Annotated in this window: 25 protein-coding genes; all 25 read right to left on the bottom strand. The window is 37.8% G+C overall.

Annotated features, from left to right (window positions below; all coding sequences use genetic code 11):
- Positions 1 to 75 precede the first annotated feature (75 nt).
- Positions 76 to 420 (bottom strand): catalase-related domain-containing protein, encoded by a 345-nt coding sequence (locus CD001_RS15005; RefSeq protein WP_096188482.1) that lies wholly within the window; start codon positions 418 to 420, stop codon positions 76 to 78.
- Between the two features lie 86 nt (positions 421 to 506).
- Complete coding sequence (spoIVB, locus tag CD001_RS15000) at positions 507 to 1793, bottom strand: SpoIVB peptidase (RefSeq protein ID WP_407081108.1); 1287 nt, start codon at positions 1791 to 1793, stop codon at positions 507 to 509.
- Positions 1794 to 1913: 120 nt separating this feature from the next.
- Positions 1914 to 3644, bottom strand: a complete 1731-nt coding sequence (gene recN, locus CD001_RS14995; RefSeq protein WP_096188480.1) for a DNA repair protein RecN — start codon at positions 3642 to 3644, stop codon at positions 1914 to 1916.
- 120 nt (positions 3645 to 3764) lie between these two features.
- The gene (ahrC, locus tag CD001_RS14990) at positions 3765 to 4214 is read right to left on the bottom strand and encodes a transcriptional regulator AhrC/ArgR (RefSeq protein ID WP_096188479.1); all 450 of its coding nucleotides are present in this window, start codon (positions 4212 to 4214) and stop codon (positions 3765 to 3767) included.
- Between the two features lie 199 nt (positions 4215 to 4413).
- Positions 4414 to 5223 carry a TlyA family RNA methyltransferase gene (locus CD001_RS14985; protein WP_096188478.1) on the bottom strand — a complete coding sequence of 270 codons (810 nt, stop codon included), beginning with the start codon at positions 5221 to 5223 and terminating at the stop codon, positions 4414 to 4416.
- Positions 5224 to 5226: 3 nt separating this feature from the next.
- Positions 5227 to 7116, bottom strand: coding sequence for a 1-deoxy-D-xylulose-5-phosphate synthase (gene dxs, locus CD001_RS14980; RefSeq protein WP_096188477.1), 1890 nt, complete (start codon positions 7114 to 7116; stop codon positions 5227 to 5229).
- Positions 7117 to 7125: 9 nt separating this feature from the next.
- Entirely contained in the window at positions 7126 to 7740 is a 615-nt protein-coding gene (locus CD001_RS14975) for a CNNM metal transporter family protein (protein WP_096188476.1), read from the bottom strand.
- A 736-nt stretch (positions 7741 to 8476) separates the two neighbouring features.
- Positions 8477 to 9364 (bottom strand): polyprenyl synthetase family protein, encoded by an 888-nt coding sequence (locus tag CD001_RS14970; RefSeq protein WP_257009822.1) that lies wholly within the window; start codon positions 9362 to 9364, stop codon positions 8477 to 8479.
- Positions 9361 to 9612 (bottom strand): exodeoxyribonuclease VII small subunit, encoded by a 252-nt coding sequence (locus tag CD001_RS14965; protein WP_096188475.1) that lies wholly within the window; start codon positions 9610 to 9612, stop codon positions 9361 to 9363. Before CD001_RS14965 ends, CD001_RS14970 begins: the two co-directional genes overlap by 4 nt.
- Positions 9602 to 10981, bottom strand: coding sequence for an exodeoxyribonuclease VII large subunit (xseA, locus tag CD001_RS14960; RefSeq protein ID WP_096188474.1), 1380 nt, complete (start codon positions 10979 to 10981; stop codon positions 9602 to 9604). The genes CD001_RS14965 and xseA overlap by 11 nt, the downstream gene beginning before the upstream one ends.
- Positions 10982 to 10992: 11 nt before the next feature.
- Entirely contained in the window at positions 10993 to 11844 is an 852-nt protein-coding gene (gene folD / locus CD001_RS14955) for a bifunctional methylenetetrahydrofolate dehydrogenase/methenyltetrahydrofolate cyclohydrolase FolD (protein ID WP_096188473.1), read from the bottom strand.
- A 143-nt stretch (positions 11845 to 11987) separates the two neighbouring features.
- On the bottom strand, positions 11988 to 12386 hold the full coding sequence (nusB, locus tag CD001_RS14950) for a transcription antitermination factor NusB (protein ID WP_096188472.1): 399 nt from the start codon (positions 12384 to 12386) through the stop codon (positions 11988 to 11990).
- 298 nt (positions 12387 to 12684) lie between these two features.
- Positions 12685 to 13101: an Asp23/Gls24 family envelope stress response protein gene (locus CD001_RS14945; protein ID WP_096188471.1), complete on the bottom strand. Its 417-nt coding sequence runs from the start codon at positions 13099 to 13101 to the stop codon at positions 12685 to 12687.
- A 21-nt stretch (positions 13102 to 13122) separates the two neighbouring features.
- Positions 13123 to 14484 (bottom strand): acetyl-CoA carboxylase biotin carboxylase subunit, encoded by a 1362-nt coding sequence (accC, locus tag CD001_RS14940; RefSeq protein ID WP_096188470.1) that lies wholly within the window; start codon positions 14482 to 14484, stop codon positions 13123 to 13125.
- An 11-nt stretch (positions 14485 to 14495) separates the two neighbouring features.
- Positions 14496 to 15026 (bottom strand): acetyl-CoA carboxylase biotin carboxyl carrier protein, encoded by a 531-nt coding sequence (gene accB, locus CD001_RS14935; protein WP_096188469.1) that lies wholly within the window; start codon positions 15024 to 15026, stop codon positions 14496 to 14498.
- Between the two features lie 435 nt (positions 15027 to 15461).
- Positions 15462 to 15599 (bottom strand): hypothetical protein, encoded by a 138-nt coding sequence (locus tag CD001_RS26700; protein ID WP_218839253.1) that lies wholly within the window; start codon positions 15597 to 15599, stop codon positions 15462 to 15464.
- A gap of 249 nt (positions 15600 to 15848) precedes the next feature.
- A complete protein-coding gene (locus CD001_RS14930; RefSeq protein WP_096188468.1) occupies positions 15849 to 16202 on the bottom strand; it encodes a hypothetical protein in 354 nt (117 codons plus the stop codon).
- 369 nt (positions 16203 to 16571) lie between these two features.
- Positions 16572 to 17213: a SpoIIIAH-like family protein gene (locus CD001_RS14925; RefSeq protein WP_096188467.1), complete on the bottom strand. Its 642-nt coding sequence runs from the start codon at positions 17211 to 17213 to the stop codon at positions 16572 to 16574.
- On the bottom strand, positions 17214 to 17882 hold the full coding sequence (gene spoIIIAG / locus CD001_RS14920) for a stage III sporulation protein AG (RefSeq protein ID WP_096188466.1): 669 nt from the start codon (positions 17880 to 17882) through the stop codon (positions 17214 to 17216).
- Position 17883: 1 nt separating this feature from the next.
- A complete protein-coding gene (gene spoIIIAF / locus CD001_RS14915; protein WP_096188465.1) occupies positions 17884 to 18522 on the bottom strand; it encodes a stage III sporulation protein AF in 639 nt (212 codons plus the stop codon).
- Between the two features lie 23 nt (positions 18523 to 18545).
- Positions 18546 to 19727: a stage III sporulation protein AE gene (spoIIIAE, locus tag CD001_RS14910; RefSeq protein WP_096188464.1), complete on the bottom strand. Its 1182-nt coding sequence runs from the start codon at positions 19725 to 19727 to the stop codon at positions 18546 to 18548.
- A 13-nt stretch (positions 19728 to 19740) separates the two neighbouring features.
- Positions 19741 to 20136, bottom strand: coding sequence for a stage III sporulation protein AD (gene spoIIIAD, locus CD001_RS14905; RefSeq protein ID WP_096188463.1), 396 nt, complete (start codon positions 20134 to 20136; stop codon positions 19741 to 19743).
- A 9-nt stretch (positions 20137 to 20145) separates the two neighbouring features.
- The gene (spoIIIAC, locus tag CD001_RS14900) at positions 20146 to 20352 is read right to left on the bottom strand and encodes a stage III sporulation protein AC (protein ID WP_096190624.1); all 207 of its coding nucleotides are present in this window, start codon (positions 20350 to 20352) and stop codon (positions 20146 to 20148) included.
- 21 nt (positions 20353 to 20373) lie between these two features.
- The gene (gene spoIIIAB / locus CD001_RS14895; protein ID WP_096188462.1) at positions 20374 to 20886 is read right to left on the bottom strand and encodes a stage III sporulation protein SpoIIIAB; all 513 of its coding nucleotides are present in this window, start codon (positions 20884 to 20886) and stop codon (positions 20374 to 20376) included.
- Positions 20883 to 21812, bottom strand: coding sequence for a stage III sporulation protein AA (spoIIIAA, locus tag CD001_RS14890; protein ID WP_096188461.1), 930 nt, complete (start codon positions 21810 to 21812; stop codon positions 20883 to 20885). Before spoIIIAA ends, spoIIIAB begins: the two co-directional genes overlap by 4 nt.
- Positions 21813 to 22133: the final 321 nt, after the last annotated feature.

Genomic DNA, 22133 nt, shown 5'->3' with positions numbered 1-22133 from the left:
ATGGAGTCTAAGATTAAAGCAAAAAGGCACCACATACAGGTGCCTCACTTAAAATCATACATCAAATGAGGTATTTTAATACGGATCTGAAATATGACCTTGTTCTTCAGCTGGTTCAACAGCTTGATCCATTTTTGTCCCTTCTTGATCACTTGCTTCTTGAATTTTATCAGCTACTCTCAGCCCGTACTCTTCATCGCATTCAGTTAACATACTTATCATTTTATCTTGGATTTCTTTTCTGCATGAAACTAATGCGACTCCTAAGTTAGAAACTAATTCGTCCTTTTCCCAATTAGTAAACCTTCGATATGTTTCCCCTGCTTGACCAAAGTTATTTTCTTTAGGAATTTTTTCTCTTTTTAAATTTCCTTGTTCAACTTCAGCATAATAATTTTCTGGATTTTTATTTAATACCACCTTTCCAACATATTAGTTGTAAGTTTGTCCTGAAAAGGTCGCAATATTCTTTTAGTAACATAAAAAAGAAAGCGAAGACTGAGTAGTTAGCTCGCCTTCGCACTTTCACCATATATATCGACTCCTGCTTCTTGAAGCATCCATTCGATGTGGCAGCCGTATCCACTCGTGGGATCATTCACGAAAACATGAGTTACAGCTCCTATAATACGGTTGTTTTGGATAATCGGGCTCCCGCTCATCCCTTGAACGATTCCTCCTGTAGCATCTAACAAATCAGGGTCAGTCACTTTGATGACCATACCTTTTGTAGCTGGATATTTTTGCTCTGTACTGCTGACGATTTCAATATCAAATCGCTTTACTTCATCTCCATTCACAACAGTAAAAATTTCTGCTGGACCTTCTTCTACCTGGTGTGATAAGCCAATTTCCATCGGTTCATTAACTTGACCATTTGATACGTCTTCTGTTAATTCACCAAAAATACCGAAAGGACTGTTTTTTTGAATATTCCCTAATACTTTGCGGTCATTTGCAAATCGAGCGAGTTTCTCTCCAGGTTCACCTGTCAGCCCTTTCTCAATTGACGTCACTTTTGAGCTGACGATTTCTCCTTCATGGACTTCAATAGGCTGACGTGTATCCATATCTGAAATAACATGACCTAATGCTCCATATTTTTTAGATTCAGGTTCATGGAATGTCAATGTACCTACACCAGCTGCAGAATCACGAATATATAACCCTAAGCGAAACGATTCATCACCTTTCCCTTTTACTGGGATAAGATCCTTCGTTAACGTTTCACCATTTCGTTTTAATTCAATTTTTATTGGCTTATCCGTGTTTCCAGCATTCTGGACTACTTCATTAATATCACTCATTTCTTCAATATTAACGCCGTCCATTTTCGTAATAATATCACCTATATGAATCCCGGCATCTTCACCTGGTGAAACATTTCCATCATTCGTATCAATAAGATGATGTCCAACGACGAGTACGCCATCAGTTTGCACTCTTACACCAATTGATTGGCCACCAGGTATCACTTTAAGCTTCGGGATGACCGTGACATCCATTGATTTTAAAGGTACTCGTCCAACTCCAAATTGCAATGAACTTTCTTTAGGATTAATACCTTTAATTTCTTTCATTCCACCAGCTTCATTTAATGTTACAGCACTTTCATCGTGTGAAAGCACTGGCATGGTTGTTTGAAGTTCATAAGTTTGCCCTTCAAAAAACACCATTTCGTCCGGAATTGATACGTACTGTTGAATGGGAGGATAAAACGCAGCGGAGAACAATAGTACAAGGAGAATTGCACCTATAAATTTACGGACCTTTGCATTTTTCAACCTTTTCACTCTCCTCGCTCCTAACCTACACCTCCACCATGGCTGTACTACTAATTTTGCCTTGACTCGCGACATTTATAACCGTTTCTAAATAAAAAAGCTAACCTAAAATGGTTAGCTTTACATACTTCAATCATGCTCTCGTTTAATTTGCTTTGCCTGAATGATTAATTCTTTGGCATGCTCCTTCGTTAACTCAGTTATTTCAACTCCGGAAATCATTCGGCTCAGCTCTTCAATTTGATCATTTTCATCTAATGGTTTTACTGAAGTTGTAACCCGATCTCCTTCTTCACCTTTTGAAATGAATAAGTGCGTGTCAGCCATAGCTGCTACTTGAGGAAGGTGTGTAATACAAAGGACTTGAGACCCTGTGGATATATGATGTATTTTTTCTGCTATAGCTTGTGCTACTCTTCCACTTACACCAGTATCCACTTCATCAAAAATTAATGACGTTACACCTTCATGTGTAGCAAGGATTTTTTTTAAAGCTAAAATCATCCTTGAAATTTCTCCGCCTGATGCAACTTTTGCCAGCGGTTTTAAAGGTTCTCCTTTATTCGTCGCAACCATAAAAGATATGTCGTCCACTCCGTGTTTCGTAATTGGTAATGGTTTTTTCAAGGACAGTAAATCATCGATTGTAAATTGCTTTTCGTGAAAATGAACGTTAAACGTTGTATTTTTCATGTATAAGTCAAATAGCTCTATTTGAATTTGTTCTTCAAGTCTTTGAGCTTCTGTTTTTCGAATCTCTGTTAAATATTTGCCTTCAACTAAAAGGTCTTTTGCTAAGCCCACAAGCTCTTCTTCCCATTGCTGTAACCTTTCATCACGATTAGTGAGTGTGTCCACCTCTTCTTCAATTTTCGAGGCATATTCGAGTACATCATTTACTGTATCTCCATACTTTCGTTTAAGCTGACTTAATTCATTTAACCTTAGTTCAATTTCATTTAAACGATCAGGATCAAATTCGATGCTCTCATAATAATCTCTTATCGAAAATGTAGCTTCTTCTAATAAGTAGTAACAATTTGTTATTGTTTCTCTCACTTTATGTAACCGATCGTCCATTTCTGAAGCTTCATCGATTTGATTCATCGCGGCCATTATCCATTCTAAACCTTTATTATCTCCATATAAGGATTCATAGGCACCATGTGCGTTCTTAAATAATTCCTCACTATTTGCTAAACGAACTTTCTCTTCATTTAACACTTCGTCTTCTTTTGGCTGTAAATTTGCATTTTTAATTTCTTCATATTGATATTTAATTAAATCTAAACGTTGAGCTACTTCTTGTTCGCTTTCGGAAAGTTGCTGCAAACTTTTCCTTTTTTTAATAAAAGACTTAAATAAATCTGTATATTCTTGTTTTTGTTTTTTAATTCGATCCTCAGCAAACCGGTCTAATAAAGTAAGTTGTTTATCCGTCTGTAATAATTGCTGATGTTCATGTTGACCATGAATATCGACAATCATTTGTCCGATTTGCCGCAAAACGGCTAATGTTACTAATTTACCGTTGATGCGACAAACACTTTTTCCTTGTTTCGTGATTTCTCTTTTTAATAAAACCGTTTGGTCTTCCTCGATATCTATTCCTAAGTCCTGGAATAGTCGATAAACTTCATGTTCTTCATCTAGTGAAAAAAGTCCTTCGATTTCTGCTCGTTTACTCCCATGACGTACAAATTCAACTGAGCCTCTGCCGCCAATTAATAATCCAATTGCGTCTATAATAATCGACTTCCCCGCTCCTGTTTCACCAGTTAAAACGGTTAAACCTTCATCAAAAGATATTGTCATCGTATCAATTATTGCAAAATTTCGGATTGAGAGCTCCATTAACACTGGCTACACATCCTTTTCAAAAGCATTAATATAAGACTCCTTAAAACGAATTAGGAGCATTTTTGTGCACATGAATATCATAACAAACACCTTTACTCTATCGTAACATTACAAAATCTTTTAGAGCATCTCTAAAAAACGTTCACTAATTCGTTCGGTATCTGCCTCTGCTCTGCAAATAATCAATAATGTGTCGTCACCGCAAATGGTTCCCATCACTTCATGCCAGTCTAAATTATCAATAAGAGCACCAACTGCATTGGCATTACCTGGAAGCGTTTTCATGACAATCATATTACTTGTTTGGTCAATAGAAACAAAGCTGTCCATTAAAGAGCGCTTTAATTTTTGCAATGGATTGAATCGCTGATCAGCAGGTAAACTATACTTATAACGACCGTCCATCATAGGCACTTTTACTAAGTGTAACTCTTTAATGTCTCTGCTAACTGTTGCTTGAGTAACATTAAACCCGTCTGCCCTCAACTGATCGACTAATTCATCTTGTGTTTCAACTTCCTGGTTTGAAATAATTTCTCTAATTTTAATATGTCGTTGACCTTTGTTCATTCTATTTCCTCCAATAATAACAGGATATTCCAAAAATACTTTAAGTTACTGTATTATCATATTAAATGATTTTTTATATTTATACAATAAATATACTTTTTTTGCATAAAAAGTGATTGATTTATATACTCAAAATTCCCATTGGAAAAATCAGTACAACAACAAGAAAAAGGGAAAGCTTCAACGCTCCCCCTTTTATCTATTGACTTTTTTGATGTGCTTCCTGGACGACCTGTGCAACATTTATATTCCATTCATTTTCAACGATTTCAGGGTTAGATAGATGTAACAAAAATTCAATGTTCCCTTCTCCTCCTTTTATTGGAGAAGAAGTAGCTCCTTCAATGTTAAAACCAACTTCATTTGCAAACTGAATGATTTCTTCTAGTACACGAATATGCACTTTTTTATCACGAATGATCCCTTTCTTCCCAACCTCTTCTCTCCCTGCCTCAAATTGTGGCTTTACTAATGCAGAAACTTGTCCACCTTTTTTTAATAAAGATTTTAAAACAGGAAGAATTAACTTCAATGATATAAACGAAACATCGATCGTTGCAAAGTCAGGTATTCCATGTGGAAAATCGTCTTCAGTCACATAGCGGAAATTCGTGCGTTCCATTACAATGACTCGTTCGTCTTGCCTCAACTTCCATGCTAACTGATTGTAGCCTACATCTAACGCATAAACGAGTTTAGCTCCGTTTTGTAATGCACAATCCGTAAATCCCCCAGTCGATGCACCGATATCAAGAACTACAGCATGATTTAAGTTTAATTGAAAAACCTCGATTGCCTTTTCCAATTTTAAGCCTCCACGGCTCACATATGGAATTGACTGGCCCTTTAATTCTACTTGACTGTCACATTTCACTTTTGTGCCCGGCTTATCAATGCGTTCCCCATTAACAAATACTAACCCAGCCATAATGGTACGCTTTGCTTTTTCTCGCGTTTCAATTAAACCTTTTTCAACTAATAGAATATCTATTCGTTCTTTTTTTTCCATTCGTTAAGCTCGTTTCCTTTTTCTCGGAAGAATTTGTGAAACGCGTTCAGCAACAGATTGTGGTGTTAACCCTACCTCTTCTAGTAGCTGAGGCACACTTCCATGCTCAATATAGCGATCAGGAATTCCCATGCATTCAACGACCATATTATGGTGATGGTTTGCATGAAAGTGTTCGAGTACTGAGCTTCCGAATCCACCGAGAACTGCTCCTTCCTCAATGGTTAAAATGGGACGCCCTTGCATCGCATACTCATTTAACATCTCTTCATCAAGTGGTTTAATTGACCTTGCATTTACGATTTCAACGTGAATTCCTTCTGATTCAAGAATTTCAGCAGCATCCAATGCCACGGGAAGCATCGTTCCAAATGCTAAAATTGATAAATCGTTTCCTTCTTTTAATACTTCCCACTTACCAATCGGTAATTGTTTTAAACTTTCATCCATTTTTATGCCAAATCCGTTACCTCTAGGGTATCGCACGGCAATTGGTCCATCGTCATGACAAATAGCTGTATAGACTAAATGTTGAAGTTCATTTTCATCTTTCGGCATTAAAATTTTCATATTAGGTAAATGCCTTAAGTAAGATATGTCAAAAACACCTTGGTGAGTCTCTCCATCAGCTCCGACTAAGCCTGCACGGTCAATCGCAAAGAACACATTTAAATTTTGCCGGCATACATCATGCACCAATTGGTCATATCCTCGTTGTAAAAACGTTGAATAAACGGCAAAAACAGGCTTCATTCCTTGCGTTGCTAACCCTCCTGCCATCGTCGTTGCATGCTGTTCAGCTATACCTACATCGAACATTCGATCAGGAAATTCCTTCTCAAATACATCTAGCTTTGTGCCACCTGGCATAGCCGCTGTTAACGCGACAACACGTTCATCTTGGCGGGCAATTTTCTTAAGTGAGTCAGCAAATACTCCGCTATAACTTGGAGGGCCAGGCTTTTTAACCACTTCACCTGACTCAATTTTATATGGTCCTAAGCCGTGCCACGTTCCTTTTGCGTCATTTTCTGCTGGAGCATAACCTTTCCCTTTTTTCGTAATAACATGTACGAGGACAGGTCCTCCCGTTTTCTTTGCATAATTAATATTAGAAATCAAGTCATCGTAATCATGTCCATCTACTGGACCTAAGTAAGTAAAACCTAATTCCTCGAAAAACATCCCAGATACGAGCAAATATTTTAAGCTGTCTTTTACTCGTTCTGCCGTTGCAGCTAACCTTCCTCCAAAAGCAGGAATTCGCTTAATCAACATTTCTAATTCTTCTTTTGCTTTCCGATATTTCCCTGCAGTTCTCATTCTACCGAGAATGTTATGCAGTGCACCAACATTTGGTGCAATGGACATTTCATTGTCATTTAAGATCACAATTAAATCTTTTTGCTCATGGCCGATATGGTTAAGCGCTTCCAACGCCATACCTCCGGTTAAAGCACCATCACCTATAATTGGAACGATATTCTCATCGGTCCCTTTTATATCTCTCGCTACTGCCATTCCCATCGCAGCAGATAATGATGTAGAACTGTGACCCGTTTCCCAAACATCATGCTTGCTTTCAGAACGTTTAGGGAATCCACATAACCCTTGATATTGTCTAAGCTGATCAAATTGATCAGCTCTGCCTGTCAATATTTTATGGACATATGCTTGATGACCAACATCCCAAATAAATTTATCTTTCGGGCTGTCAAATAATTGATGTAATACTAATGTAAGCTCTACAACACCTAAGTTGGGCCCAAGATGACCACCAGTGACAGATAATTTTTCAATTAAAAAATCACGGATGTCCTGAGCAAGGTCTTCCAATTCGGTTTTGCTGCATTTCTTTAAAAATTCTGGGTCTTTAATGCTAGACAAATCCAAGAAAAACCCTCACTTTCTTATATTTTTCTTATTACTATTTTTCTTACGTTTTCTACCATTGAAGATGGTTATCCTCAATTTTACCTCTAAAAAGTAAAATAATCTACCCACCTGATATATGATTTCAGTTGAGTATTGAATGGCTAATGTTTTTCCGACAGATTTACCGCCTACTGTTAACGCTGCAACGATAGCTGTAAAAAGAACAGAAATGAGAAACTGTACAGTAGTCCCTTCTTCATATCCTAATTGCAATGAGAATCTTAACACAACATACGCAGAGGCTGTCCCACTAATTACACCTGCTATATCACCTATTACATCATTACAAAAGTTCGCAAACTTATCGGCGTTCCGTGTAATCTGAACTGCTTGTCTTGCTCCAAGCAGCTTTTCAGCAGCCATCGCGTGAAATGGTCGCTCACTCGCTGCAGTTGCAGCTACTCCAATTGTATCAAAAAACACACCTAATAATACAATAGAAAGGACGATAACCATTCCAATTCCCCAAGATACACCGCTTAAAATAGATGTTGATACAATCGCAAAAACAGCCGCTAACACCAAGGTGATAACGGCTATCATCCAGCTCCAATGTAGTGATTTTCTAACAGATTCTTTCATTTATTAACATCGATCCTCTTCAAATCATTTCATTGCCATCGTTATGTATCCGAGTGGTCATTTAAAGAGTAAAAACTACGCCTTAGGTCCAGTAGGTTTTCCCAAGCAGGCACCGCAGCGTCGCCGCTATGGCAGTTTCCTTTTAAGCCTACCTTGACGTTGTCACCATACGTCAGACTGGATTACCACTTAGAACGTACTATAATCCCCTTTAAATGTCCAGAGTGAAACAGTCTAGGAGTTTTCCTCAACAGTTCCTTAGCCATTTTCTATCCTCTTTTGCAGGGTTGATTTCATATGAATAAGACCGTTCGTTATACAACCTAGTCATTCATAATCCCCTCTCCCCCACTCAAGGCAGGCTACGCTGCTCACAAGTTCCCATACTTGCATAGCAGGTTCATACCTTGCATTATAGCAATCCGCGGGCACGGTTGCCACAACGAAAGGCCTCCGCGGCTGCAGGGTCATCGCCCACATGCCATTGTGGATCGCCCTACAGCCTTTACTCCCAATTAGGACCCAAGGCTGGGCGCCTCAAGCCAAAACTAGGAACTTCATCGATGTGCCCTTTAGCGGATTTTTAGGCCCGCTTTCGAAAATGGAGAACCGACTAGAATACTGCACCACTCGGTAACTATATTATAACATGATAGAATATCGCAGGACAACTAACAACCAATGTATATACAACTACATTTTACTATCGCTGGTAATGCTTTCTATTATGATTCGATTACTGAACTCTTGAACCAATGTAATCTGCTATCTCTTCTAATAATGTATGATTCATGGTCGTCTTATATAAGCAGCTTTTTGCTTCATCTAAGTGATAATCTAGCTTTCTCTTTGCATTTTCTAACCCTAACAGTTTAGGATACGTATTTTTACCGTTTTCTTCATCACTGCCGATCGGCTTTCCGATTTCAGATTCATCACCTTCAACATCTAAAATATCATCTTTAATTTGAAAAGCTAGACCTACGTGCTGAGCATACTTCTTAAGCAAGGCTATTTCTCCTTCTTTAGCCCCTGCAATCATTGCTCCTGCTTCTACTGCAACTTTTAATAAATCTCCAGTTTTCCTATGATGAATATTTTGTAATTGTTCTACGATTAACTCTTGATCTTCTGCCTCCATATCTTCTACTTGACCGCCAACCATCCCTTCTGGACCGACAGCGCTTGACACTCTTTTAATAATATTAAGCTTCGTTTCAGCCGATAAGATATTTGAGGAAGAGATAATGTGAAAACTTTCTGTTAGTAACGCATCACCTGCAAGAGTTGCCAACGCTTCTCCATAAACGATATGATTCGTTGGCTTCCCTCGTCTTAAATCGTCATCATCCATAGAAGGAAGATCGTCATGAATTAACGAATACGTATGGATCATTTCTAACGCACACGCTACATCATACCCTTGTTCCAACGGTTTCCCAAACCCTTTTAATGTTGCTAATAGCAGAATTGGTCTTACACGTTTTCCACCTGCTTCAAGTGAGTACTTCATAGACTCTTTGAGCTTCATAGGCGCATACAATCGTTCAATATATTCAGGCAGCTTTCGTTCGATATTCTGTTTCTCAATTTTCATAAAATGATCTAGTTCGCGGTGTATCACTCTGACTTCTCCTCATCTACATCCAAAGTAGAAACTTCTCCGTCTTCATTTAAAACTTTTGTCATTTGTTTTTCAACAGATTGTAATCGGTCATGGCAATATTTTGATAGTTCCATTCCTTCTTGAAACATTGAAATTGCTTCTTCGAGCGGAACATCTCCTTCTTCAAGTTTCCCAACTACAGATTCAAGCTTATCCATTGCTTCTTCAAATGTTAATTGTTCATGCTCTTTCACTTCATCGTTCATCCTGTTCACCCCAGCTAACTTTTGATAATTCTTTTTCCTGCTTTCCGTTAACTTGACAATCTAATAGACCATCTTGCAATTGAATACTTATGTGATCATAAGTAGATGTATCATGAATACTTTTAATTAACTTATCATCGTCTTTGTATGCAAGACTATATCCTCGCTCCATTACTCTTAAGGGACTTAACACTTGTAATTTCGAAACTTGTAATGAAAAAGAAGATCGCTTGTCATTCACAATTTGTTCCATCCTCTTCTTAAGTTCACTCGTTAATTGATTTTGCCTCAACTTCGCATCATGAAGCAAACGAAGTGGATGGCTACGCTTAAGTCTAGCAGAATGCTGAGTGAGATTACTTTTACGATTGTCAATGATTCTTAACGTTTCTTTTCGCAACATTTCTACATGTCGGTCCAAATCTTGCTCTTTTTGCTCGATAAGCTGTTTAGGATATCGAAATGCATATGATTTCGATAAATAAGCGAGTCTCTCTTTTTTAGACGATATGTTCGTATTGATCGCACGCATTAGCCTATCTTGTTTATTAGCTACAGAAGCCCTTAATTCCATCATGTCTGGTACAGCTAACTCTGCTGCGGCAGTCGGTGTTGGAGCACGCAAATCTGCAACAAAGTCACTAATCGTAATGTCTGTCTCATGCCCTACTGCCGAAATCACTGGTATCGTTGAATGATAAATGGCGTCAGCCACAATCTGTTCATTAAAAGCCCATAATTCTTCTAATGAACCTCCACCCCTACCAACAATTAATACATCAAACATTTTCGCTTCATTTGCTTGCTGTATTGCTCTTGCCACCGACGGTGCGGCTCCAGGTCCTTGGACGAGAACTGGGAGTAGCGTAATATTCACATGCGGATAACGTCTATTTAATGTTGTCATAATATCTTTGACTGCCGCTCCAGTAGGTGATGTGATCACTGCGATAGATTCAGGAATATTTGGGATTGGTTTCTTTCGCTTTGGTGAAAAATAACCTGCAAGCTCAAGTTTCTTTTTTAATTCTTCGTAGGCTAAATATAAATTGCCAATTCCATCAGGCTGCATTTCTTTCACGTAAAACTGGTATTGACCATGAGGTTCATAAACAGAAATGTCCCCTCTTACTAAAACACTCATTCCATTCTCAGGAGAAAACTTTAAAAAACGATTGTTTCCTGCGAACATGACTGAATTGATCCGTGATTGGTCATCTTTTAAAGTGAAATACATATGACCTCTGCTATGTCTTTTAAAATTAGAGATTTCTGCCCGAATCCAAATATTTTGTAAATGAGGTTCTCCATCAATTAAACGTTTTATAAACCTTGTTAATTCACTGACAGATAATATTTCTTGATTCATGGAATAGCCCCTTATTTTATTGATCGCTTAGCAGATTCAATCGTATTATGTAAAAGCATCGTAATCGTCATCGGTCCAACCCCGCCTGGTACAGGTGTAATGTATGAAGCAACTTCTCTCGCACGATCAAATACAACATCTCCAACTAGTTTACCTTCACTATTTCGGTTTACACCAACATCTATCACAACTGCCCCTTCTTTAATCGCATCTGCATCTAAAAAGTGGGCTTTACCAACAGCAACGATAAGAATATCCGCAGAACGAGTCATCTCCTTCATATTCTTCGTACGAGAATGGCAGTATGTAACAGTAGCATTTTCATTTAATAATAAATGACCAACAGGCTTGCCAACAATATTGCTTCTGCCAACAACGACAACATGTTTACCGGTAATTTCTATTTCTTTTGACTTGATCATTTCTACAATTCCAAAAGGTGTACAAGGAAGGAATGATTCTTGACCTATCATCATTTTACCGATATTAATCGGATGGAAACCATCAACATCCTTCGATGGATCTATTGCCTCAATGACAGCATCTTCGGATATATGTTCAGGTAAAGGCAATTGTACGAGGATTCCATGAATATGGTCAGCTTCATTTAAATCTTGAATTCGAGTTAACAACTCTTCTTGAGAAGTGCTCGATGGAAGTTCAAACAATTCAGAATGAATCCCGATTTCATTACATGACTTTTGTTTTGAGCGTACATATGATTGAGAAGCTGGGTCCTCACCGATTAATATAACTGCTAATCCCGGCTTAATCCCTTCTTTTGTCAACCCTTCAACCTCTTGTTTCATTCCTTCTCTTTTCGTTCTTGCTAATTCTTTTCCTGAAATAATAATTGCTGACATTTCATCTCCCCCTTAATGATCATGAAAGTTGTATGGACAATAAGTGATACCTCTTTGATAAAACCTATATGTTCGTGAAAAATGTGATCGACGAGCTTCACACGTAAAAGAAACGTATGAAATGCTTCACTTTAACCTCTCAATTATTGCTGTAACGATTTCTCAACTTTTGATAAAACTCCATTTACAAAACGGCCTGGTTCTTCATCACCGCTAAACCCTTTCGCTAAATCGATTGCCTCATTTATACTGACATTTTGCGGAATATCTTCTATCCACTTCATTTCAAACACTGCAAGCCTCATAATCGCCCGATCTACGCGTGCGATCCGGTTAAGTGACCAGTTTTCTAATGCTTCATCTAACAACATATCAATTTCACGTTGATGTTTAATCGTTCCAGAAACAAGGTCGAACAAAAATGATGAAGCTTCTTCCCCCTCTTCTAATACCGATTGAATAGCTTCATTTGGATCAACAGAAGTCATTTCAACTTGATATAAAGATTGAACGGCTTTAATTCTTGCAACTCTTCGATTCATTAGTTTATATCTCCTTTATCATGCTGTTCAAAAAGACTTAACAACTTTAAAACATCGTATTTTGACGATCAATTCGCTGATACTTACGATAGCCCTTTATGAACGTACCTAAAAATCTTTAATCAATAATTATTATCCACTCATGATCATAGCATAAGTTAATCGTTGAATACAGTTTGTCCCTAGACAAAAACAAATAATTTCATCATCAAATTTAAACAATCGACAGAAAAGACCTGACTCAAGTGATCAAGTATAAAAACTCTGCTTGATTGAGTCAGGTCTTAAAGAGTAAAGCTTATGCTCCATGCTCTTTTTTTGTATTCGTTTCAGGATCTGCTTTTGACTCTAACTGAATACCGACTACATGGACATTAACAGCTGTTAATTGAATAGCAGTCATGTTTTTTATCGTTTGATAAATGTTTTCTTGAATTTTTTTACACACTTCAGGAATAGAAACACCGTAATTCGTAACAACATAAATTTCAACAGCTATTCCATCATCTTGCAGGTCAACTTTTACACCTTTTCCATGATTGTTTTTTCTGCCAAGCCGTTCGGCAACACCTGCAGCAAAGTTGCCTCTCATCGTTGCAACCCCTTCAACTTCTGAAGCAGCTAAGCCTGTAATGACCTCAATGACTTCAGGAGATATTTCAACTTTCCCTAGTTCATCTTTGTCTTCAGACATGTGAATTAAATGATTATCCATATTCCTCCACCTTTCAGAATTTTACTCTTCTCCCTCTGGATTTAAAGAGTATTGTTCCAAAAATTTCGTATTAAAGTCACCACCAACAAAGACTTCATGATTAAATAATCGTATGTGGAATGGAATCGTTGTATCTATTCCTTCAATGACAAATTCCCCAAGTGCTCGCTTCATTCGTGAAATAGCTTCTTCTCTCGTTTCTCCATAACTTATGACTTTTGCAATCATAGAGTCATAATATGGAGGGATCATATAGCCAGGGAAAGCAGCACTATCAATTCTAACTCCTAGACCTCCGGGCGGTAAATACATATTAATTCGTCCTGGAGATGGCATAAAGTTCTTATCAGGATTTTCAGCATTAATTCGACACTCAATTGCCCATCCGTTAAAAGTGACTTCCTCTTGAGTATAAGAAAGCTTTTCTCCTGACGCAACTAAAATCTGTTCCTTTATTAAGTCAATACCTGTAACCATTTCTGTCACTGGATGCTCTACTTGAATACGTGTATTCATTTCCATAAAGTAAAATTGCTTCTCTCGATGATCATAAATAAATTCGATCGTCCCTGCACCTACATAATTAACGGCTTGTGCAGCTTTTACAGCCGCTTCGCCCATCTCTTTTCTCATTGTTTCATCGATAGCTGGTGAAGGAGTCTCTTCAACTAACTTCTGAAGTCTACGTTGTATTGTACAATCCCGTTCTCCGAGGTGTATGACATTTCCATAAGTATCAGCCATAACTTGGATTTCAACGTGGCGAAAATCTTCAATGTATTTCTCAAGATAAACGCCTGGATTACCGAAGTTAGCTTTTGCTTCAGTCTGAGTAACTGAAATTCCTTTTTTCAGTTCCTCTTCATCTCGTGCAACTCTAATCCCTTTACCGCCACCGCCAGCAGTTGCTTTTATAATAACCGGGTATCCAATTCCATCCGCAACACGCAATCCTTCATCGATGTTTTCAATGATTCCATCTGAACCTGGAACAGTTGGAACTCCGGCATTTTTCATGGTTGTTCTCGCAACATCTTTTGTCCCCATTTGGCTGATTGCTTCAGGTGACGGTCCGATAAATGTAATTTTACATGCAGCACAAATTTCTGCGAAGTCTGCATTTTCAGACAAGAATCCATAACCTGGGTGTATCGCATCAACTTCTGTTAATGTAGCTACACTCATAATATTTGTAAAGTTGAGGTAACTGTCTGTCGATGAGGTAGGGCCTATACAATATGCTTCATCAGCAAGCCTCACATGAAGGGCATCACTATCAGCAGTTGAAAAGACCGCAACCGTTTCAATCCCTAGTTCTTTACATGCTCTTATAACTCGAACAGCAATTTCTCCTCGATTGGCTACTAGTACTTTTCTGATCATTCGACCATCCCCTATTCCGGCTTAACCAAGAACATTTCTTGACCATATTCTACAAGTTGTCCATTTTCTACTAATACTTCTACGATTTCACCGTTTACTTCTGCTTCAATTTCATTCATCAGTTTCATTGCTTCTACGATACAAACGACAGAATTTGACTTTACTTTGTCTCCTGTTTGTACATATGGATCAGCATCAGGTGAAGGCGCAGCATAAAATGTACCTACCATCGGTGAAGTAATTGTATGTAACCCTGAACGGTCAGAAACCGTTTCTTCCGTTTTTTCTTTTACTGGCTGTTCGCTCACTTCGTTCTTTGGCTGAGTTGTCGCTTGAACTTGCTCTTGTACAGGAGATGTTACGGTTGTAACAAATTGCGGTTCCTCATTAATTGCAGTAGTCTTTTGGCCTTGCTGTGTAACGTTACCTTTTATTTCTTTTCTAAGCGTTACTTTGGACCCGCTTTGTTCAAACTTGAATTCATTAATTGAAGATTGATCAATAAGCTTAATTAGTTCACGAATTTCCTGAATTTTCAACATGTCAATCACTCCTATTTACAATTTAAAACGCTTACATGCATTATTTTATAACAAAAATATCATTTTCTAATGAATGCTGCAATTTTCAGTTTGTCTTATGAGCAAGTCCTAAAAAATATGCTACCTCAAAACATTGAAAATGAAAACCTTTTTTTACTTAGAATTTTCCTTTATTCGAAACTTATGATATCGCAGCCTTTTTAAATAACATTCAAAATTGTTGTACATTTATAACCATTTTCAACAACCTTCATACAAAATAAACATGATAAACCCTTTCCGCCACGCACTTTGATAAAAGCCTGAATCCGTGACAGTGGGCTTGTATTCCATGCATCACTCGCTTTCCACGGGCGAACCGCAAGCCTCCTCGTCGCTTTGCTTCTGCGGGTCTTGCCTGGCTCGCTGTTCCCGCAGGAGTCTCGTAGATTTCTGTCATACAAGCTGTTTTTTCAAAAATGACTTACTTTTAAATACACCAAATAAGCCTTTGGACAAAAGCACACCCATCAAACCTAATCCTGAATGAGTAGATAGCGTTTCATCTGAGTCTTCTAAAATAAATTTCATCATAACACCTAGTTGGTGAATAAAAATTTGAACGAAATAATAATTCTTATACTGAAGCGTTGCCCATGGAAAGCGTCCGCAAGTAACAGCTTCGGGGATTTACTTTACCAAGTTAAATCGTAAGATTTTTAGAATTTATAGTAAGAATAATTTATTTCAGCACGGATTCAGGAAAAAGTAACAAATACATTTATATAATTTTTCTTAATTAAGAAAAGCTTCCTCCGTTTGTTACAGAGAAAGCTTTTAAGTTTAATTTTCATCTACATCTGCATATTCATTTTTTTCTTGGCGGTCATTTTTGTATTCACGAAAAACCGGAATTTCAGATAAGTTTTCAGGTATTTTCCCTTTTTCTAATAAGATGATCTTCACGATATTTTTGTTACGAGCCATATGATACTTGTCACCATACTCATTTTCTTGAGTAAATGACTTTAAACTTTGATAATCTTCTTCTTGAATAGAGATCGGCTCTCCTTCTGCCACTTCATCGTTTTGAATAAAACCGACTTCAAATTCTACAATTTGGATCTTGTCATTTTTAATGTTTCGTGTTTGTTCAAGGACTGCTTTCGCTCCTTCTGTTAAGTCAGACCATTCCATGGACCATCTCTCCCTTTCATTATCTATCCAGACCTTAACACTATTACTATATAAAGTTAAGGGTTTCTGTTCCATCTCGGTATTATACCACCATCATCAGACAAAATCATGTTTTTTGTCATTAAATTTATTTCAGTACTACCATTTCCATCGTTAAGATATGGCAAAACCCAGTTATTAAACAGTGTCCGTATCCTGTGGCTAGCTCAAGGTTATGAATCAAGCTACCGTACGTCAGTTGTTTTAGAACCCAAAAGCATATATTCGGGAATTTCCTCCGAAAGCAGAAACATCAAAAAAGATTCCGATTATCAATCATGATAACCGGAATCTTTTTACATTTTATTGAGACTGTTTTGTTCCAGCCTCTTATCCCTCACCTTCAGTAGGATCTTCTTTTCCATCATCTGGCTGGAAGCCAACGCGGATATTTTTATCTCCTAACTCCTCGTATGCTAGCATGTTAATTTCAACAACGTCTTCTTTCGTGAGCTCATCCGCCTTCACATAAATTTTCACTTGGTTATCATCGGTAATAACGAGAGCATCCTCATATCCTTTTGCACGAATCATCGTTTCTAGACGCTCTTCTTGCTGCTGTAAAGACTGAAGACTTTCATATTGTTCTAATGCTTGGACTTGAACTTCAGCAGATGCCTCCTCGGAGTCGAAAACATTTAAATACTCCTCATTCATACGCGCCCGAGCATCTTGACGTTGCAGGCGGTACATATCAAACATTTCTTCTGCATTAGAGTTCGAGTATAGTGAATGTTGGCCAAGAACATCATCCACATCTTCTAATTCGATAAACGTCACATCTTCATCTTCGATCCAGTCCAAGTCTAAATCGCTTTCACTAACCTCATCATGTTCCTCACCAGTCGTTTCATCTTCATCATCCAGCGCATGTTGACCTTGGAAACGATCCATTGAAATGTAGTAAACTGAAAGAACAATAATTAAGCTTAACATCGTTAATAACCATACCGTTTGTCGTTTTAATACCATTTATGATTCCCCCTTTGAGTTCTTCGGTAATACAGATACACGGTGAGAAGGAACATCAAGTGCTCGACTAACTGCTTCAATGACCCACGTTTTCACTTGTATGTTTTCAACACCTTTCGCTACAACTAACACTCCTCTAATGGACGGTTTTTCAATTCTTTCTACGAGCGGTTCTTCCTTATCACCATTTCGAATAATGACTACTTCCTCATCATTCGTACGATCCTCTACGTTTCTCGACCCTCCTTCACGATCTGTTTCTTCCGTTATCTGTTCTTTTGTACTCTTATTTGTTTGATAAACCGTTTTCTCTGATTCTTCTAAGTTCACAAAAACGGATACATCACTTATACCAACCACTTGTTCTAACGCTTGCTCAAGCTGACTTTCATAAAAATCCTCGTATTCGGACATAGCTGAATCAGGACGATCATCAGATTTATTAAAAACTGATGCTGGTGTATTATCACCAGGTTCAACTTCATCACCTTCTTCTTGCATAACTGGGCTAACCGTTCCATCATTATCATCTTGCATCATGATACCAACGACCATAAAGAAAACACCGATTGTCAGCAAAATCCCTAAATATTTCACGTTTAATTTTTTTGAACTTTTTTTCAATGAAAAAGATGTAAACCATGTGTCATTCTTCGATTGTTTTTCCATGCTATTCCTCCCCCCCTTTCCATTGAACATGTATTTTCTCTACTGGAATACTCCATTCACTTGAGAGAAATGAGGTGATCGCATCATCTAAATCATTTTGAGGATGGTCTGTTGTTTCCAATTCTTCATCATCTTGATCGATGACAACAGGGTCGATTGTAACGACCGATATTTCCTCGTCTTCCTGTACCTCTTCAACTCTTTGAAGAAGGACATGTACATCTGGGTATTCTTCTAAAATTTCATCTGTATTTGATGTTTCAAGTGTCATCGCCACTTCTACTGGCACCACCTCAAATTGTTCAATTAACTTGCTTTCAACTTGTCTTTTTAATTGGACAGCCGCTTGTTCAGAAATATATGCATCTTGTACCATTTCTATTTCATTTTTCTTTGATTCGATTTCATTCATTTGGTTTTCTTCGTCGACTGTCCCCCATTCCGCCATTTCTGACAACCATTCTTCAGGGTCTGTTTGAAAAATTGAAAGAATTGGTTGCAGCATAACCATGAGAAGCATGAGTCCGACAACTAACTTGACATAGCGCTGCATTTTTGAATTCGGCAGCAATAGCTCTAATATCGTTGCAAATAAAATGAGTATGATGATGTTCGTTACCCATGCTGTAACAACACTCATGGCTTATCTCCTTTCTTGTAAAGTTATCGCATCATTAAAGAAAGATTGCCAGATATGATCATAATCGTAATTGATAGAAAGAACATAAGAGAGACGGCTGCTAAGGCAGCAAAGATAAAGAGCATTTGCTTGCCGATAATTGATAAACATTGAATAATTGGTCCCCCGCCTAATGGTTGTAATACAGCTGCTGTAAAAGTATAAATAATCGCTAATGAGAGCACTTTTAAGGCTGGGAACGCACAAATGAGTAGCAGCACTGCGAGTCCTGCAACACCTACTGTATTTTTTAACAACACAGATGCACCCATTACTGTATCTGCAGCATCGGTAAACATCCTTCCAACGACAGGAACAAAGTTCCCTGTAACAAACTTGGCTGTTTTAACAGCAATTCCATCTGCTACTGCTGCTGTTGCTCCTTGTACTGATAAAACACCGAGGAAAACAGTTAAAAAGATTCCTAGACCACCGACTGCTATATTCCTTAAAAATTGAGCTAGTTTCGTTACTTTGTAATGCTCTGTCATTGTGCTGACGATGTATAGCAAAGTCGATAAAAACAACATCGGTAATACAAAAAATTGAATAAAAAGTCCGCTTGTGTGTACGAGAAACATGACCATCGGGTGAAATAAAGCTACGGATGTCACACTACCAACAGAAGCCATTAAAACGAGAATGAGAGGGACCATAGCCACCATAAAACTACTCATTACTTTTATCGTGTTTTGGGTAAACTCCATTGCTAAATGAAAACTGTTCAATGCGATGATAAGCAGAACCATAAATGTAATTGCATAAGCGACTTTACTAATAGAATGTTTTTCAAACGCTTGTTGAAGCTGAGCTAAAATCATACTGAAAACAGCTAGTAAGATTAATGTGCCAAGGAGTTTTCCGTTTGCAAAAATTTCATGAAATAGAAAACGAAGTAAGCCTTGGAACCAGGCTGTAGGTGAGAACTGCTTGTCTCCTTTAATAAAGTCCATAAAATTTCCTCTTTGACTCTCTGGTAAAAAACCTTCATATTCGTGAATCACATCATTCCAAAATTCACCGATTTCATCAATCTCTAACTTGTCCAACTGTAACTCCATCATTTCATCTTGCTCATTGTCTGTAACAGGTTCTTCAGCTATTACAGATTGAGGGAGAAGGGTCGTTAAAAACATAATGACAAGAATAAACATGAACTTTTTCATCCTTCTCCCTCCATTAGTTTGGAATTAATCCAATGATCGTTTCGATGATAACTGAAATAATTGGGATAGCCATTACCATGATCAATACTTTACCTGCTAATTCAATCTTCGAAGCCATTGCACCTTGCCCAGCATCTTTTGCGATTTGTGCTCCGAATTCTGCAATATATGCGATTCCGATAATCTTCAAGATCGTTTGTACATACATGAGGTTTATATTGGCATTATTCGCTAATTCTTCTAACATGTTAATAATGAGTGCAATTTTATCGATTAAAAATAAAAAGATGATGACACCGACAAATACTGTTAATAAAAAGGCGAAAATCGGTTTATGCTCTTTCACGACGAGTGCTAAAAACGTTGCGATCATCCCTAAGCCGACGATTTGGATGATTTCAATGACCATCACCCCCTATCAGCTTTGGAAAAGGAATACACTTCTTATCTTCGTAAATAAATCATCAACGACTGATGCAACCATGTATAAAACGACAACAAAGGCAATTAATGTTACCCAATTTGCTATTTCTTCTTTTCCCATCTGTTTCAACACTGTATGAATCATTGCAACGACAATTCCAACACCCGCAATTTGAAATATTAAACTTATATCATAATTCAATGTTGTTCCTCCTTTGCCCATTTACATCATGATGATGACGATGAGAACCCCTCCAAGAAACCCTAAACTCCGGTACATAGATTCATATTTCTTTTCAGACTCTTGTGCATGTTTCTCTTCTTGTTCAAAATAAGTAATGGCAAGTCTAATTTGATTTCGTTGATTTTCGATGTCTTGTTGACCTATTGTTTGACCAAACTGTTCTAAAATGTTTATCTCTGCACTGTCTAAGTCTGTTTTCTTCTTCCAGTTTTTTAAGCACTCTGCCCATATTTCTGGAGCCGAGCTTTCATCTATCATCAATTTTTCTGATACTTGATGAAACAGTTCATTTATCGGAGCTGTTGATTGCAAAGCGACTTTTTCACAAGCTGAAGATAGTGGCGCCATTGAAAAGACCATTTCACCTTCAAGTGATTCAAAAGCTAATCGAAGTTTACGTATTTGAAGTTTTCTCCGAGTAAACCTTCTTGCAAATTCCCAGCCTAGCATTGTGCTAGCTAATATAATGATGAATGCCCCAATCATTTTCATCTCTGAATCACGCCTTGCATTCTTCTTTTATCTAGAAAATGAACGGTCCCTTTTTTCGTTAATGGATTTATTTCAACGATTCGTTCAAATACTCGCTCATTCAATAAATGAGAGATCGTCGGACGATGCTTTACGTCCTCCAAGTTTTTTCCGTGGACTGTTGCGATGACAGATACTCCAGCATGTACTGCTTCTAAAATGGCTTCTCCATCCTCTTTTCTCCCTACTTCATCCACGACTAATACTTCTGGACCCATCGAACGAATCATCATCATGAGACCTTCTGCTTTAGGACAACTGTCTAAAACATCGATTTTCGTACCAAACTCGTGTTGAGGTACGCCTTTTACACACCCGGCAATCTCTGAACGTTCATCAATGATTCCAACATTCATCGGTGGAACATTCTTTCGGTGAATCCCTAAACTTATATTCCTAGCTAAGTCACGTAAAAGCGTCGTTTTTCCTGTTTTAGGTGGACCGATAATTAACGTATGGCACCAGCTTTTCCTAAAGAGAAGCCGATCTATATAGGGATCAGATACCCCTTTCTTCTCTCTTGCTATTCTGATGTTAAAAGAACTTATGTCGCGAATCCCTTTCACTCCACCCTTCTCAATAACAACCCTGCCTGCAAGGCCAACACGATGTCCTCCAGCGATCGTTATATATCCCTTTTTTAGCTCTTCTTCGAGCCGATATACAGAATGCTGACTTAATAATCCAAGCATTAACTTAGCATCATCTTCTGTAAAAATATAAGGGGTCGTCTTCTCTGGTAACACGAAAGACGTTTTGCCTGTTCTTATTTCAACTGGTCGTTGAACACGAAGCCTTATTTCCTCGACTTCTTTCATAAGAGAAGCAGGTTGTTGAATGATTAATTTCCTTATAACTTCTGGAAGAACGTTAATGATTTCTTTCATTCGTTCTCCTCCTCTTTCTTATCAAATGACTGTCTACTGAAAAATATATGAGAGCGTGTCCTATTTATGACTCATCAGGAAGGTTGACGTAAGATTTTCAAAGAAAATTATTTGAGACAAAACTTAGTTAAATAAAAGTAGCCCTCACCGTTTAGTGAAAGCCAATTCAATTTAAAAGGAAATGATTAGTGGGGATTGATTGTGCAAAATGTCTCGCTTGCAAAGTCTTTCGCAATGAGTCAGAAATGACTTATTTCTTCACGGATTCTCGTTAATCATAAAATGAACCCGATTACCATGATTAGATAATCGGGTTTTTTA

This window comes from Evansella halocellulosilytica (assembly GCF_002335745.1).
Taxonomy (GTDB): Bacteria; Bacillota; Bacilli; order Bacillales; family Salisediminibacteriaceae; genus Bacillus_CA; species Bacillus_CA halocellulosilytica.
The sequence above is the reverse complement of the archived record's forward strand: the minus strand, read 5'-3'. Positions and strand labels throughout refer to the sequence as shown.

Excerpts from the sequence above, each read along its gene's own strand:
- spoIIIAG (WP_096188466.1), bottom strand. The coding sequence starts at position 17,882 with ATGGAAAAACAATCGAAGAATGACACATGGTTTACATCTTTTTCATTG.
- spoIIIAB (WP_096188462.1), bottom strand. The coding sequence starts at position 20,886 with ATGAAAATGATTGGGGCATTCATCATTATATTAGCTAGCACAATGCTA.
- CD001_RS14965 (WP_096188475.1), bottom strand. The coding sequence starts at position 9,612 with ATGAACGATGAAGTGAAAGAGCATGAACAATTAACATTTGAAGAAGCA.
- CD001_RS14930 (WP_096188468.1), bottom strand. The coding sequence starts at position 16,202 with ATGGAATGGTCTGACTTAACAGAAGGAGCGAAAGCAGTCCTTGAACAA.
- spoIIIAE (WP_096188464.1), bottom strand. The coding sequence starts at position 19,727 with ATGAAAAAGTTCATGTTTATTCTTGTCATTATGTTTTTAACGACCCTT.
- CD001_RS26700 (WP_218839253.1), bottom strand. The coding sequence starts at position 15,599 with ATGATGAAATTTATTTTAGAAGACTCAGATGAAACGCTATCTACTCAT.
- CD001_RS14925 (WP_096188467.1), bottom strand. The coding sequence starts at position 17,213 with ATGGTATTAAAACGACAAACGGTATGGTTATTAACGATGTTAAGCTTA.
- accB (WP_096188469.1), bottom strand. The coding sequence starts at position 15,026 with ATGTTGAAAATTCAGGAAATTCGTGAACTAATTAAGCTTATTGATCAA.
- folD (WP_096188473.1), bottom strand. The coding sequence starts at position 11,844 with ATGTCAGCAATTATTATTTCAGGAAAAGAATTAGCAAGAACGAAAAGA.
- accC (WP_096188470.1), bottom strand. The coding sequence starts at position 14,484 with ATGATCAGAAAAGTACTAGTAGCCAATCGAGGAGAAATTGCTGTTCGA.
- ahrC (WP_096188479.1), bottom strand. The coding sequence starts at position 4,214 with ATGAACAAAGGTCAACGACATATTAAAATTAGAGAAATTATTTCAAAC.
- CD001_RS14975 (WP_096188476.1), bottom strand. The coding sequence starts at position 7,740 with ATGAAAGAATCTGTTAGAAAATCACTACATTGGAGCTGGATGATAGCC.
- spoIIIAF (WP_096188465.1), bottom strand. The coding sequence starts at position 18,522 with ATGAGTGTTGTTACAGCATGGGTAACGAACATCATCATACTCATTTTA.
- CD001_RS14985 (WP_096188478.1), bottom strand. The coding sequence starts at position 5,223 with ATGGAAAAAAAAGAACGAATAGATATTCTATTAGTTGAAAAAGGTTTA.
- CD001_RS14945 (WP_096188471.1), bottom strand. The coding sequence starts at position 13,101 with ATGGATAATCATTTAATTCACATGTCTGAAGACAAAGATGAACTAGGG.
- nusB (WP_096188472.1), bottom strand. The coding sequence starts at position 12,386 with ATGAATCGAAGAGTTGCAAGAATTAAAGCCGTTCAATCTTTATATCAA.
- spoIIIAD (WP_096188463.1), bottom strand. The coding sequence starts at position 20,136 with ATGGTCATTGAAATCATCCAAATCGTCGGCTTAGGGATGATCGCAACG.
- spoIIIAA (WP_096188461.1), bottom strand. The coding sequence starts at position 21,812 with ATGAAAGAAATCATTAACGTTCTTCCAGAAGTTATAAGGAAATTAATC.
- xseA (WP_096188474.1), bottom strand. The coding sequence starts at position 10,981 with ATGAATCAAGAAATATTATCTGTCAGTGAATTAACAAGGTTTATAAAA.